Raw genomic sequence first — 13,890 nt, forward strand, 5'->3', positions numbered from 1 at the left:
GCGGCGTCGGAGTGCGGATGCCGCGCCTGGCGCCGATGTCAGGGTTTGGGCGAGTCTACCGCGCCCGGAGGGGTGCGGATGCCCGCGGCGAGCCGTCAGCGACCGGTGCCAGCGTGGACCGTCGCCTCGATCTCGTTGTCCAGGCCGTAAGCCGTGTGGACGGCGCGAGCGGCCGTGGCGAGGTCGTCCCCGCGGAGGACGACCGAGATCCGGATCTCGGAGGTCGAGATCATCTCGATGTTCACGCCCGTCGTCGACAGTGCTTCGAAGAGCTTCGCCGAGACGCCGGAGTGCGTGCGCATTCCCGCGCCGACGACCGAGAGCTTGCCGATCTGGTCATCGTGCACGAGGCTCTCGAACTCGATGTCGGTCTGCTCGGCGGCGAGCGCCTTGAGCGCGGCAGCGGCATCGGCCTTGGGCAGCGTGAAGGAGATGTCCGTGCGACCGGTGGAGGCCGCGGACACGTTCTGCACGATCATGTCGACGTTGGCACCGGACTTCGCGACGATCGTGAAGATCTCCGCGGCCTTGCCAGGCACGTCCGGCACGCCGATGATCGTGATCTTCGCCTGGGTGAGGTCGGTCGCGACGCCGGCGACGATCGGTTCTTCCATGGCTTCTCCCTCGGATTCGCGGGGGTTGGTCATCCCCCGACCAAGAACGTAGGTGCCCTCCGCCGACGAGAACGACGAGCGGGCGTGGATCAGGACGCCGTGACGGCGGGCGTACTCGACGGCGCGGATGTACAGCACCTTGGCGCCGTTGGCCGCCATCTCCAGCATCTCCTCGCTGGAGATGTGATCGAGCTTGCGCGCCAGCGGCACCACGCGCGGGTCGGAGGTGAAGATGCCGTCGACGTCGCTGTAGATCTCGCAGACATCGGCCTTCAGCGCCGCAGCGAGGGCGACCGCCGTGGTGTCGGAGCCGCCTCGGCCGAGGGTCGTGATGTCCTGGGTGTCATCGTTGAGCCCCTGGAAGCCGGCGACGATGACGATCGCGCCCTCGTCCAGCGCCTCGCGCACGCGCGTGGGGTTGACCTCGACGATGCGTGCCGCGCCGTACTGATCGTTGGTGCGCATACCGGCCTGCGGCCCGGTGTACGAACGCGCCTCGAAGCCCATCGAGTGGATCGCCATCGCGAGCAGCGCCATCGAGATCCGCTCACCGCTGGAGAGGAGCATGTCCATCTCCCGCGGTGCGGGGATCGGGGCGACCTCGGCCGCGAGGTCGAGCAGCTCGTCGGTGGTGTCGCCCATGGCGCTGACGGCCACGACGACGTCATGACCGGCACGACGGGTGTCGACGATGCGCTTGGCGACGCGCTTGATGCTCTCTGCGTCGGCGACAGACGAGCCGCCGTACTTCTGCACGATGAGGGCCACGGAACTCTCCCAGGGATGTCGGGCGGATCCGCCCACGCACATTCTACTTTCGCGCCATATGCCGCGATGCGCATGTGACGGCGGTCGCCGTCAGGGCTGCGGTGCGGGCGGCAGCGGCTCGGCGGGCTTGAGCCGCCCTCCGGTCGCGGCGAACCAGCATCCGACGATCACGAGCGGGAAGCCGATGAGCAGGCCGGGCGTGATCGGCTCGGACAGCACGATCGCCCCGAGGATGATCGCGACGACCGGGTTGACGTAGGTGAACAGCGGTGCGCGCACGGGACCGACCTCGCGGATCAACGCGAAGAAGGCAAGGAAGGCGACCGCGGTGCACAGCACCGCGAGGATGATCAGGGCGATCGTCGCCTCCGTCGTCGGCACCTCGTGCTGGGTCGCGAGGCCGATGGGGAGGTAGACGATCCCGATCGCCAGGAGGGCGAGCGTGATGCTGCCCAGCGACGGCACGTCGGCGAGCTTGCGGGCGACGATGAACGGCGCGATCGCATACAGCACAGCCACCAGCAGCACCTCGCCTGCAGCGAGCAGATCACCGGATGCCAGACCGGGGCCGGCCACGACGATGGCGACGCCGACGAAGCCGACCGCGAGCCCGCCGAGCCGCAGCGGGCGAAGCACCGAGCGGTCTCCCCCACCGAGGGCGATGAGAGCGGCGAACAGGGGAACGGTCGCCACGAGCAGGCCCGTCGGACCGGAGTGCAGCGTCTGCTCGGCGTGCCCCAGGAGGAGAAATGGCCCGCCCATCTCGATGAGTCCGAAGGCGAGCACCCACGGCCACTTCTTGAGAGCGGGGCGCAGCGCTCCGCTGCGGATGGCGAAGGGCAGGAGCAGGAGGGCGGCGATGAGCGTGCGCCCCGCGACGATCGCCGGGGGCGAGTACGACTCGACCGCAATGCGGATGAACAGGTACGGCACGCCCCAGATGAGCGCCATCGCGCCGAAGAGCAGCCAGCCGCGCCGGCTGACGACGGTCATGACGCGATCCGGCCCGCACCGCTGAGGGAGCGGATCACAGCGTGCGCCGCCCCTCGAAGGCGCGCCCGAGCGTCACCTCGTCCGCGTACTCCAGGTCGCCCCCGACGGGAAGCCCTGAGGCCAGGCGCGACACGGTGATCTGCATGGTCGTGAGGAGCCTGCTGAGGTAGCTCGCGGTGGCCTCGCCCTCGAGATTGGGGTTCGTGGCGAGGATCACCTCCTGCACCGTGCCGTCGGCGAGGCGGGTCATGAGCTGCGCGATGCGCAGATCGTCTGGACCGACGCCCCCGATCGGGCTGATCGCGCCGCCGAGCACGTGATAGAGCCCGCGGAACTCGCGCGTCCGTTCGATCGCCGCGACGTCCTTGGCGTCCTCGACCACGCAGATCAGCGCCTGATTGCGGCGCGGGTCGCGACAGATCGCGCAGCGGTCCTGCTCGGACACGTTGCCGCAGACCTCGCAGAATCGCACCCGCTCGCGCACCTCGGTGAGCAGTTCGGAGAGGCGCGCGACGTCGAACGACGGCGTCTGCAGGATGTGGAACGCGATGCGCTGGGCCGACTTCGGACCGATCCCGGGGAGCCGGCCGAACTCGTCGATGAGCTCTTGGACGATGCCGTCGTACATCAGCTGAACCTCGCAGCCGTCGGGGGCTCGAAGGGCTCTTCGCGCACGAACGTCGCCCCGAGCACCTGGCGGATCACGGCTTCGCCGTAGCGCTGAATGCCCTCGGGTGCGGCGGATCGCGCCGTGACGACGGGAGCCTGCGCCTGGCGGGCGGCGGCTCCATGCGGCGTCGCGGAACCGGACGGCGCAGAACCAGACGTCACAGCCGCACCGGACGATGCAGCAGCAGATGGGGCAGGCGGACCGGATGGCCGAGGAGCAGGATGCTCGTACGCCGGCGGCTCGTACGGGGGCTCGTCCTCGTCCGGCGCCTCGTCGTCACCGGGAAGCGGCGGCTCGTCGTCGGAGACCCGTCCATCGACGGGCGGGCGCGGCGCCGAGGCGGCCGACTCGACCTCCGACGGCTCGTCGTCCACGGGCAGTGGCGTCTGCGGTGCCTCGCTCGACCGCGGGATCGGCGCGACGGCCCATTCGGTCACGGGCGCCGATGACAGCGCGCTGGTGCGCGGAGGCTCGGGAGCCTGCCGTGCGGGCGCGGCAGGTGCCGCTGCCCCGGCGGGAGGCAGCGGCGCCGGCTTGTACTTCACCTTCACGCCGAGCTCCTGCTCGATCGCGGTGCGCAGGTGATCGGAGGTGCCGGTGCCCGGCGTCGATCCCTTGAACCGGGCGACGTCCTGCTGGCTGGTGAAGCCGAGGGTGAGCACCTCGGATGCGGTGTCGAAGTCGAGCGGCTGGATCGCGGTGACCATGAGCCAGGCCGTGCGGCTGATCCCCTCGAGCCGGGTGAGGATGCTCGGCCACGCCGCCTTGACCCGGTCGAAGTCGACCGGGCCCGCGGGAGCCGCGACGGCGATCTCGGGCTCGGGGGTGGGAGCCGCGGCGACGGGACCGGCAACGTGCGGAGCCGCGGGAGCGTGCGGAGCAGACTCCTCGACCGGCGCCGGAACGGGCGCCTCCTGCGCGTCCGCCTCCGTGCCGGAGGCGGGCACCGCAGCAGCGGGGGCCGCAGGGGCAGGCACCGAAGCAGCAGGGGTCGCGGGAGCAGGATCTGCGGGGGCGGGCGCCGCAGGGGCGGGCGCTGCAGGCCCCGAAGCAGCCACAGGGGCCGCAGACGCAGGCATCGCGGCAGAAGCAGGGGCCGCCGTCGACGCCGGCGCCGCTGTCGGAGCGCCCACCGCGCCGGCGAGCACCCGCGCGACCATCAGCTCGAGATGCAGGCGCGGCGAGGTGGCGCCGCTCATGTCGTCGAGCGCCGCGCTGACCGTGTCGGCGGTGTGGGAGAGGCGGGAGGCGCCGAAGGCGGCGGCCTGCGCCTGCATCCGCTCCAGCTCATCGGACGCGATGCCGCGCAGCACCGCTGTCGCCCCCTCACCGACAGCGGCGATCACGATGAGATCGCGCAGGCGCTCGAGAAGATCGTCGACGAAGCGCCGCGGATCCTGACCGGTCTGCACGATGCGGTCGACGGCCGGGAACACCGCAGCGGCGTCGCCTGCGGCGAGCGCGTCGACGATCTCGTCCAGCAGCGCCGCGTGCGTGTAGCCGAGCAGCGAGACGGCCCGTTCGTAGGCGACGAGGTCTCCGTCTGACCCGGCGATGAGCTGGTCGAGGAGCGACAGCGTGTCACGCGGCGAGCCGCCGCCGGCGCGGACGACCAGCGGGAGAACGCCCTGCTCGACGCGCACGCCCTCTTCGGCGCACAGCTTCTCGACGTATTCGAGCATCGCGGCAGGGGGGACGAGGCGGAACGGATAGTGGTGCGTGCGCGAGCGGATGGTGCCGAGCACCTTCTCCGGCTCGGTGGTCGCGAAGATGAACTTGACGTGCGCCGGCGGCTCCTCGACGAGCTTGAGGAGGGCATTGAAGCCCTGCGGCGTGACCATGTGCGCCTCGTCGAGGATGAAGATCTTGAACCGGTCGCGGCTGGGCGCGAAGGTCGCGCGCTCGCGCAGGTCGCGGGCGTCGTCGACGCCGTTGTGGCTCGCCGCGTCGATCTCGACGACATCGAGCGAGCCGCCGCCGGCCCTGGACAGCTCGACGCAGCTCGGGCAGGTGCCACACGGGGTGTCGGTGGGCCCCTCAGCGCAGTTCAGGCAGCGCGCGAGGATGCGCGCCGAGGTGGTCTTGCCGCAGCCGCGCGGGCCGGAGAAGAGATAGGCGTGCCCGACCCTGTCACCGCGCAGCGCCGTCATGAGCGGCTCGGTCACCTGCGACTGCCCGATCATCTCCGCGAAGGTCTCAGGCCGATAGCGGCGGTACAGGGCTGTGGTCACCCGTCCAGCCTACGGCGTGCGACGGACATCGAGACAGGCGGCTACCGGTCCCGGCCATAGCGGATCTTTACGAATCCGGCTCGGCACCGTAACATCTTCGAAACCATCCAAAGTTTCACTATGTTGTGAAACCACGTTCCGCCACGGACCAGGTCACCCACCCGGTCCGTGCCGACCGCGAGGCCCTCACGATGGTGCGCCGCGATCGGGTACTTCGTCACTCCCCTTGCCCCCGCGGCATCCGCCGCATCTCGGAGGATCACCATGAAGCACCACCGCCTTGCCCTCCCCGCCCTCGTGGCGACAGCAGCACTCGCCCTCACCGCCTGCAGCGGTTCACCCGACGATTCCTCGGGCGGCGGCGACGCCCCGGCCGAGATCAGCGTCGGCATCACCGATCCGTCGCTGATCATCCCCGGCCGCCAGACCGTCGCCTACGACATCAACATGGCGGTGTGGGCTCCGCTCACCTTCGTCGACGCCGCCGGCGAGATCTCCTACATCGCCGCCGAGTCGATCGAGACGGACGACTCGCAGACGTACACGATCACCCTCCGCGACGGCTGGACCTTCCAGGACGGCACCCCGGTGACCGCCCAGGACTACGTCGACTCCTGGAACGCCGTGGCCTACGGACCGAACGCGTTCGAGAACTCCGGCCAGCTGGCGAAGATCCAGGGGTACGCCGACGTCACGGCCGAGGAGCCGGCCACCGAGATGTCCGGTCTCGCCGTCGTCGATGAGACGACCTTCACGGTCACCCTCGTCGGGCCGGACAGCCAGTTCCCGATGCAGGTGTCGCAGGCCCAGACCGCGATGTATCCGATGCCCGCCAGCGCACTGGAGGACTTCGACGCCTACAACACGCACCCCATCGGCAACGGGGCGTTCGCCTTCACCGAGGACTACGAGGAGGGCGAGCCGATCGTCGTGGAGGCCTACGAGGGCTACCAGGGCGAGAAGCCGACGGTCGACCAGATCACCTTCGTCCCGTACACCGACACCGCGACGGCGTACAACGACGTCCTGGCCGGCAACCTGGACGTCGCGGGGCTCCCGGCATCCAAGATGACCCAGGCCGCGGACGACTTCGGCGACGACCACGTCTACGCCTTCGAGGCGCCGGGCATCTCCTACCTCGGCATCCCGCTGAGCGACCCGCGCTACCAGGACATCCGCGTGCGTCAGGCGATCTCGATGGCCATCGACCGCGAGACCATCAACGAGGTCATCTACGGCGGCCTGTACGCACCGGCCACCGCCTTCACCCCCGACATCGAGCCAGGCACCCCGACCGGCCTGTGCGGCGAGTACTGCGAGTACGACCCTGACGCGGCGAAGGCGCTCCTGGACGAGGCTGGCGGCTTCGAGGGCAGCATCGAGATCTACTACCCGGGCGGCGTCGGACTCGACGACTTCTACACGGCGATCGCGAACTCCATCCGCCAGGCTCTGGAGATCGAGACCGTCGCGACCCCCAGCGCCGACTGGGCGGAGTTCTACGAGACGCGCCTGAACGGCGAGACCCCAGGGCCGTACTTCTCGCGCTGGGGCGCCCTCTACCCGAGCCAGCAGGCCACACTGCGGGCCATGTTCATCGAGAACGGCGGGTGCGCTGGCTGCGTCGGCGAGTACGACGCAGAGGTCGCGAGCCTCATGGATGCCGCGGACGCCGCGGTCACCGATGAGGACGTCGCCGCCGCGTACACCGCGGTGCAGGAGCGCCTGCTCGAGACGTTCCCCGTCCCGCCGCTGTTCAACGAGTCGTACGCCTACGTCACCTCGGAGCGCGTCGCGGAGCTGGAGACCTCGGCCGCCGGCAACCCGAACTTCGCGATGACGGTGCTGGCCGAGTGATGACGCATTCCCCCGCCCCCGGATCGCTCGAGGACATCCTCGAGCGATCCGGGGGGATCCCCTCCCTCCACGACTTCCCCGGGGTCGACGAGCTCCTCGCCTCCTTCGAGGCGCTGACCGCCGAGCATCCCGACCTCATCTCCTCCCGCCGCATCGGCACCTCGCGCCTCGACGAGCCGATCCCGATGTACTCCATCGGCTCCGGCCCGCGCTCCTACCTCCTCTTCGCCGGCGTGCACCCCAACGAGCCGATCGGCTTCCGGATGCTCCAGCACCTGGCGATGGTCCTCGTCGAGGACGCCGGTCTGCGCGCCGCGTTCGACGCGACCTGGCACATCATCCCGTGCATCGATCCGGACGGCACGCGCCTGAACGAGCAGTGGTATGCGGCGCCGTCGGATCGCACCTTCTATGCCAGGCACTTCTACCGCCCTGCGCCGGACGAACAGGTGGAATGGACCTTCCCCTTCTCCTACAAGGAGGCCTGGTTCGACAGGGTGCTCCCCGAGACGCAGGCCCTCATGCGGGTCATCGACGAGGTGCAGCCGCACTTCATGGTCTCGCTGCACAACGCCGAGCTGGGCGGGGTGTACTTCTACCTCAACGAGGACGTCGCGGGAGCCGTCGAGGCGCTGCAGTCGGTGCCTGCGGCGCTCGGCCTGCCCCTGGACACCGGAGAGCCGGAGACCCCGACCGTCCGGCCGTTCGGCACGGCGGTGTACAGCATGATCTCGATGCGCGAGGAGTACGACTTCCTCGCCGAGCTCGGAGCGGATCCCGCATCCCTCATCACGAGCGGCGAGTCCTCCTCGTCGTACGCCGCCCGCTACGGCACCGTCTCGCTCGTGGCCGAGCTGCCCTACTGGTCGCACCCGGATGCCGACGACGAGTCGCCGAGCGACGAGACCTACGCCGCCGTGCTGCGCCGCAAGGCGGACGCGCTCACCGAGACCGGCACGGCGATCCAGGAGATCCTCTCCGCGGCGGATCTCACCCTCGACACCCCGTTCCGCAGGGCGACCGAGGCGTTCGTGCCCTATCTCGTCGTGAACGGCGACAACGAGCGCCGACGCGCCGACCGCGAGGACCAGGGCCGCATCGCGACGAGGGCGGAGGTGTTCAGCAACGAGGACGTCGTGCGCTGCTTCCGTCTGCGCTACGGGGGCATGGCCCTGCGGATGCTGGATGCCGAGGTCGCCGCCGGCCTCGCCACCGCGCGCACCCGGCGAGCACAGGCCCGTCTCTCTGCACTGTTCGAGACGTGGTGCGCGGAGTCGGCCGCCCAGGCCGATCTGACCGCCCTCCCCATCGCCGACCTCGTCGGCGTGCAGTTCGGCGCCACTCTCGCCGTGGCGCGCATGCTCATCGAGGCGGAGTCCGATCGATGAAGGCGACCTGGTACATCCTGCGCCGCCTCGGCGAGCTCGCGATCGTGTTCTTCGGCGTGACGTTCATCATCTACGCGATGGTGTTCGCGCTGCCGGGCGACCCGATCGCGAGCCTCGGCGGCGACCGGCCGCTGCCGGAGAGCGTCGTCGCGCAGCTGCGCGCCGAGTACCACCTCGACGACCCGCTCTGGCTGCAGTACCTCACCTATATCGGCAACCTCTTCCAGGGCGACCTCGGCACCAACTTCTCCGGCCAGGCCGTCTCCGACAAGCTCGCCGACCGCTGGCCGGTCACGATCGCCCTGGCGCTCACGGCGTGGGCCATCGAGGTCGTCCTCGGCGTCGCGCTCGGGCTCTGGGCCGGCATCCGCAACGGCCGCTGGGACGACAAGCTCGTCCTCACCGGCACCATCCTCGCCAGTTCCATCCCGGTCTTCGTGCTGGCGGTGTCCGCCCAGCTGATCTTCGGCGTGCAGCTGGGTTGGTTCCCTGTCGCGGGCGACGCGGCCGGCTGGCCGGTCGCCTTCCTCCTTCCGGCGCTCTGCGTGGCGGTGTTCGGCCTGGCCTCCGTCGCCAGGCTCATGCGCGGCTCCGTCGTCGACTCCCTGAACTCCGACTACGTGCGGACCCTTTGGGCCAAGGGCATGCGCCCCCGCGACGTCATCGGCGTGCACGTGATGCGCAACTCCGCGCTGCCCGTGCTCACCTTCCTCGCCATCGACCTCGGCTACCTCCTGGGCGGCACGGTCGTCATCGAGGGCGTCTTCAATCTTCCCGGCGTCGGGCAGCTGCTGTTCCAGTCGATCAGGGCGCACGAGGGGCCGACCATCATCGGCATCTCGGTCGCGCTCATCCTGATCTTCCTGGTCGCGAACCTGATCGTCGATCTGCTGCACACCGTGCTCGACCCGAGGATCCGTCATGAGTGAGGTCACCGCGACCATGGAGTCGCACTTCAGCCGCATGCCGCGCCGCGGCGTGTGGCGCACGCTGCGGCGGCGCGTCCTGTTCTGGGTGTGCAGCGCCGTGCTCGGCATCCTGACCCTCGTCGCCCTGTTCCCGCAGCTGTTCGCGCAGCTCAGCCCCACCGCCGACCCGCGGGCCTGCGTGCTGGCCGATTCGGCGAAGGCTCCCAGCGCCGCGCATCCCTTCGGGACCGATCTGCAGGGATGCGACATCCTGGCGAACGTCGTCTACGGCACACGCGCGTCGCTGAGCGTCGGCCTGCTGTGCACCCTGCTCGCGCTCGTCGTCGCCCTCGTGCTCGGCGTCATCGCCGGATACTGGGGAGGCTGGGCCGATCGGCTGATCTCGCGCCTCACCGACGTCTTCCTCGGCTTCCCGTTCCTCCTCGGCGCGGTCGTCGTGCTGACCACGCTCCAGGAGCGCACCGTCCTCTCCGTCGCCGTCGTGCTCGCGCTGTTCTCGTGGCCGACGATGGCAAGGCTCGTGCGGGGTTCGGTGCGCACGATCCGCGGAGCGGACTACGTGGATGCCGCGCGGGCCATGGGGCTGTCGACGCCGCGCATCCTCGGCCGTTACGTGCTGCCGAACGCGATCGGTCCGGTGCTCGCCATCGCGACGATCATGGTCGGGTCCGTCATCGTCGCCGAGGCGACGCTGACCTTCCTCGGACTCGGTCTGCGCGCGCCGTCGATCTCCTGGGGCCTGCAGCTCGCCAGCGCCCAGGAGCGCTTCCAGACGGCACCGCACATGCTGCTGTTCCCGTCGCTCGTGCTGACGATCACGGTGCTCGCGATCATCACTCTCGGCGACATCCTCCGAGACACCCTCGACCCCAAGAGCCGCTGAGCACCGAGAAGGAGCCCCTCATGACCGACCTCTCATCCGCCGCCGCGTATCTCCCCGCCCTCGTCGAGGCGCAGGTGCGCCACTACCGAGCCACCGGAGCCCAGGTCGCCGTGCGCACCGCCGACGGTCTGATCGCCTCCTTCGCCGTCGGCGTCGCGAACGTCTGGACCGGCGAGCCGCTGCGCACCGATCACCTCTTCCGCATCGCCTCGCACTCCAAGACGTTCACGGGCACCGCGGTCATGCAGCTCGTCGAGGCAGGACGCATCCGGCTGGACGACCCGATCGATGCGCACGTCCCTGAACTGGCCGGCACGGAGATCGGGACGGCGACGATCCGCGAGCTGCTCGAGCACCAGTCCGGCATCCAGCGCGACGGCACCGCCGCCGACTTCTGGCAGCTCGAGTACGCCTTCCCCGACCGGGAGGCGCTGATCTCGGAGATCCTCGCGCACGGCACCATCGCGCACCGCAACGAGTACTTCCGGTACTCGAACGTCGGGTACTCGCTGCTGGGGCTCGCGATCGAGAGCGCCTCGGGCACGAGCTACGCGGAGTACTGCCGCGAGCACATCATCGAACCGCTGGGCCTGACCCGCACGGGCGCCGAGTACGACCCTGCCCGCGAGGCGGAGTACGCCGCCGGGCACACCGGCCTGCTCCTCGGCGAGACCGACCGGCTCGTCATCGAGCACGTGGACACGAGGGCGATGGCCGCGGCCACCGGCTTCTACTCCACCGCGGAGGATCTCACCGTGTACGGGGCTGCGCACTGGCTGGGCGCGGACGCCCTGCTCACCGACGACTCCCGACGGATCATGCAGCGCACGGCATCCGTCGTCGAGCACTACGGATCGGAGATCGGCCGCTACGGCACCGGCATCGAGGTGTCCACGATCCGCGAGCGCGCGGTCGTCGGCCACTCCGGCGGATATCCGGGGCACATCACCCGCACCTACATCGATCCCGTCGGCAAGCTCGTGGTGAGCGTGCTCACCAACTCGGTCGACGGCATCGCGGAGCAGATCGCCCAGGCCGTGTTCGCCGTGATCGACGCCGCCGAGAAGCCCCTGCCCGGCGCGGAGAAGAAGCCCCTCCCCCAGGACGGCCCCGCCCCGGAGAGCTTCACCGGGCGCTACGCCTCGCTCTGGGGTCTCACCGACGTCGTCGAGCTCGGCGGAAGGCTCGTCCTCGTCTCCCCGGGAGCGCGCGACGTCTGGCCGACGATCGATGAGCTCGAGGTCGTCGACCCCGACACCCTCCGCACGTTCCTGCAGCCGAGCTTCGGCGCGTCCGGCGAGCCGGTATCGTTCACTCGCAAGGCCGACGGCACGGTCGCATCGATCCGCGTCAACGGCATGACCCAGTGGCCGATCGACGACTTCCTGGCGCGCCGGGAGTCGATGACCCGCATCCTCAAGGAGCCCGTGACGTGACCGAGCTGGAACTGACCCCCGGGCAGCGCGCCTTCGTCGAGCAGTTCGCCCTGGCCTGGCAGGCCACGACGAGCAACCGCATGGAGGCGAGGATCATCGCCCTGCTGATGATCGTGGACCGTCCGCAGCTCTCCAGCAGCGAGATCGCGGCCCTGCTCACCGCGAGCGCCGGTGCCGTGTCGACGGCGACCAGGCACCTCACGGAGGTCGGTTTCATCCACCGCGTCGCGATCCCCGGCGACCGCAGCTACTACTTCGCCGTGGAGGAGGACGTCTGGGGAGGCTTCCTCGGCTCCGAACGGCACTACCTGCGCATGCTGTCCGCCGCGATCGAGAGCGGCATGGACGAGATCGACGCGGGCGGGCTGCCGCAGCGCCGCCTGCGCAACGCCCGCAATTACATGACCTGGCTGAGCGGCTATCACTCCAAGATGCTCGCCGACTGGCAGGCCTATCGAGACGCCCAGGAGGACGCCGATGACCACTGATGCCCCCGTGCTGAGCGTGCAGGGCCTCACCGTCCGCTTCCAGGTCGACGGCGGACGGCAGCCCGATGTCGAAGCCGTGACGGATCTCAGCTACGAGGTCGCACCCGGCGAGATCGTCGCGATCGTCGGCGAGTCCGGTTCAGGCAAGTCGGTCAGCTCGATGGCGATCATGGGCCTGCTGCCCGAGACCGCCACGGTGTCCGGCAGCGCACGGCTCGGAGACACCGAGCTGCTCGGCCTGAGCAGGACGGCGCTCTCCGGCATCCGCGGCAAGCGCGTCTCGATGGTGTTCCAGGATGCCATCGGCGCGCTCGACCCGGTGTTCACGATCGGCCAGCAGCTGCGCGAGGTGCTCGCCCGGCACCGCCCAGAGCTGGACCGCGCCGCGCGCGAGGCGAGGGCCATCGAGCTGCTGCGCATGGTGGATCTCCCCGACCCCGAGGCGCGGATGCGCTTCTACCCGCACCAGTTCTCCGGCGGCCAGTGCCAGCGCATCATGATCGCCATGGCGCTGGCCTGCGACCCCGAGCTGCTCATCGCCGACGAGCCGACCACGGCGCTCGACGTCACGGTGCAGGCCGAGGTGCTGGACGTGCTCCGCCGCCTGCGCGAGCGCACGAGCGCCGCGATCGTCCTCATCACCCACGATATGGGCGTGGTCGCCGACCTCGCCGACCGGGTCGTGGTGATGCGCCACGGCAGGGCGGTCGAGAGCGCGGAGGTGCACCGGCTGTTCGCCGCACCGGAGGCGCCGTACACGCAGCAGCTGCTTTCGGCCGTGCCCCGCATCGGTGCACCGGCGCGCGAGTCCGCCGCGCAGCCCGGCGCCGTGCTCGAGGTGGACGACCTGGTCGTGGAGTACTCGTCTCGGCGCCGCGCCGTGCGCGCCGTCGACGGTGTGAGCCTTCGGATTGCCCCCGGCGAACTGCTGGCTCTCGTGGGAGAGTCCGGCTCCGGCAAGTCGACGCTCGGCCGCGCGGCGCTCGGGCTCGCGCCGATCACGTCGGGGTCGATCCGCGTCGGCGGTGTGGACGTCGCGTCCGGGTCGAGGGCAGCCCAGCGCGCGATGCGCGCTCGGGTGGGCGTGGTCTTCCAGAACCCGCTCGGCTCGATGAATCCGCGGTACACCGTCGCCCAGTCGGTCGGCGAGCCGCTCGCCGTGCACGCAGGGCTGCGCGGCGACGCGCTGGAAAGCAGGATCACGGAGCTGCTCGAATCGGTCGAGCTCCCCGGCGCCTGGTCGGAGCGCTATCCGCACGAGCTCTCCGGCGGCCAGCGCCAGCGCGTCGCGATCGCCCGCGCCATCGCCCTCCAGCCCGACCTCCTCATCGCCGACGAGCCGACGTCGGCCCTGGACGTCTCGGTGCAGGCGACCGTGCTGGAGCTGTTCCGCCGCCTGCAGCAGGAGTTCCGCTTCGCCTGCCTGTTCGTCAGTCACGACCTCGCGGTGGTCGACGAGCTCGCCGACCGCGTGGCCGTGATGCACCGAGGGCGTCTCGCCGAGCTCGGCGACCGGGTGCAGGTGCTGCAGAACCCGCAGGACGAGTACACCCGTACGCTGCTCGCGGCCGCTCCCCTGCCGGACCCCGCCCTCCAGCGCGCCCGCAGGGCGTCCTGACGCGTTCCTCGCCCC

Annotated in this window: 11 protein-coding genes; 7 read left to right on the plus strand and 4 right to left on the minus strand. The window is 70.3% G+C overall.

What is annotated here, in order from left to right:
- Window positions 1–95 precede the first annotated feature (95 nt).
- From ACWGJP_RS16020 to ACWGJP_RS16035, 4 genes are all read right to left on the minus strand, one after another.
- On the minus strand, window positions 96–1,382 hold the full coding sequence (locus tag ACWGJP_RS16020) for an aspartate kinase (RefSeq protein WP_452330794.1): 1,287 nt from the start codon (window positions 1,380–1,382) through the stop codon (window positions 96–98).
- 90 nt (window positions 1,383–1,472) lie between these two features.
- The gene (locus ACWGJP_RS16025) at window positions 1,473–2,375 is read right to left on the minus strand and encodes a DMT family transporter (RefSeq protein WP_452330795.1); all 903 of its coding nucleotides are present in this window, start codon (window positions 2,373–2,375) and stop codon (window positions 1,473–1,475) included.
- A gap of 34 nt (window positions 2,376–2,409) precedes the next feature.
- On the minus strand, window positions 2,410–3,003 hold the full coding sequence (gene recR / locus ACWGJP_RS16030) for a recombination mediator RecR (RefSeq protein ID WP_452330796.1): 594 nt from the start codon (window positions 3,001–3,003) through the stop codon (window positions 2,410–2,412).
- Window positions 3,003–5,276: a DNA polymerase III subunit gamma and tau gene (locus ACWGJP_RS16035; RefSeq protein WP_452330797.1), complete on the minus strand. Its 2,274-nt coding sequence runs from the start codon at window positions 5,274–5,276 to the stop codon at window positions 3,003–3,005. Before ACWGJP_RS16035 ends, recR begins: the two co-directional genes overlap by 1 nt.
- Before the next feature lie 264 nt (window positions 5,277–5,540).
- On the opposite strand from ACWGJP_RS16035, the gene ACWGJP_RS16040 reads away from it, so the two are divergent.
- Genes ACWGJP_RS16040 through ACWGJP_RS16070 form a run of 7 tightly spaced genes read left to right on the plus strand, consistent with a single transcriptional unit; the run spans window position 5,541 to window position 13,875 of the window.
- Window positions 5,541–7,133, plus strand: coding sequence for a peptide ABC transporter substrate-binding protein (locus ACWGJP_RS16040; RefSeq protein WP_452330798.1), 1,593 nt, complete (start codon window positions 5,541–5,543; stop codon window positions 7,131–7,133).
- Window positions 7,133–8,521: a M14 family zinc carboxypeptidase gene (locus ACWGJP_RS16045; RefSeq protein ID WP_452330799.1), complete on the plus strand. Its 1,389-nt coding sequence runs from the start codon at window positions 7,133–7,135 to the stop codon at window positions 8,519–8,521. The genes ACWGJP_RS16040 and ACWGJP_RS16045 overlap by 1 nt, the downstream gene beginning before the upstream one ends.
- Window positions 8,518–9,450, plus strand: coding sequence for an ABC transporter permease (locus ACWGJP_RS16050; protein WP_452330800.1), 933 nt, complete (start codon window positions 8,518–8,520; stop codon window positions 9,448–9,450). The genes ACWGJP_RS16045 and ACWGJP_RS16050 overlap by 4 nt, the downstream gene beginning before the upstream one ends.
- Window positions 9,443–10,333: an ABC transporter permease gene (locus tag ACWGJP_RS16055; protein ID WP_452330801.1), complete on the plus strand. Its 891-nt coding sequence runs from the start codon at window positions 9,443–9,445 to the stop codon at window positions 10,331–10,333. Before ACWGJP_RS16050 ends, ACWGJP_RS16055 begins: the two co-directional genes overlap by 8 nt.
- A gap of 20 nt (window positions 10,334–10,353) precedes the next feature.
- The gene (locus tag ACWGJP_RS16060) at window positions 10,354–11,769 is read left to right on the plus strand and encodes a serine hydrolase domain-containing protein (RefSeq protein ID WP_452330802.1); all 1,416 of its coding nucleotides are present in this window, start codon (window positions 10,354–10,356) and stop codon (window positions 11,767–11,769) included.
- Window positions 11,766–12,257: a GbsR/MarR family transcriptional regulator gene (locus tag ACWGJP_RS16065; protein ID WP_452330803.1), complete on the plus strand. Its 492-nt coding sequence runs from the start codon at window positions 11,766–11,768 to the stop codon at window positions 12,255–12,257. Before ACWGJP_RS16060 ends, ACWGJP_RS16065 begins: the two co-directional genes overlap by 4 nt.
- A complete protein-coding gene (locus tag ACWGJP_RS16070; RefSeq protein WP_452330804.1) occupies window positions 12,247–13,875 on the plus strand; it encodes a dipeptide ABC transporter ATP-binding protein in 1,629 nt (542 codons plus the stop codon). Before ACWGJP_RS16065 ends, ACWGJP_RS16070 begins: the two co-directional genes overlap by 11 nt.
- Window positions 13,876–13,890 lie beyond the last annotated feature (15 nt).

It is taken from the genome of Microbacterium sp. NPDC055903 (assembly GCF_053615555.1).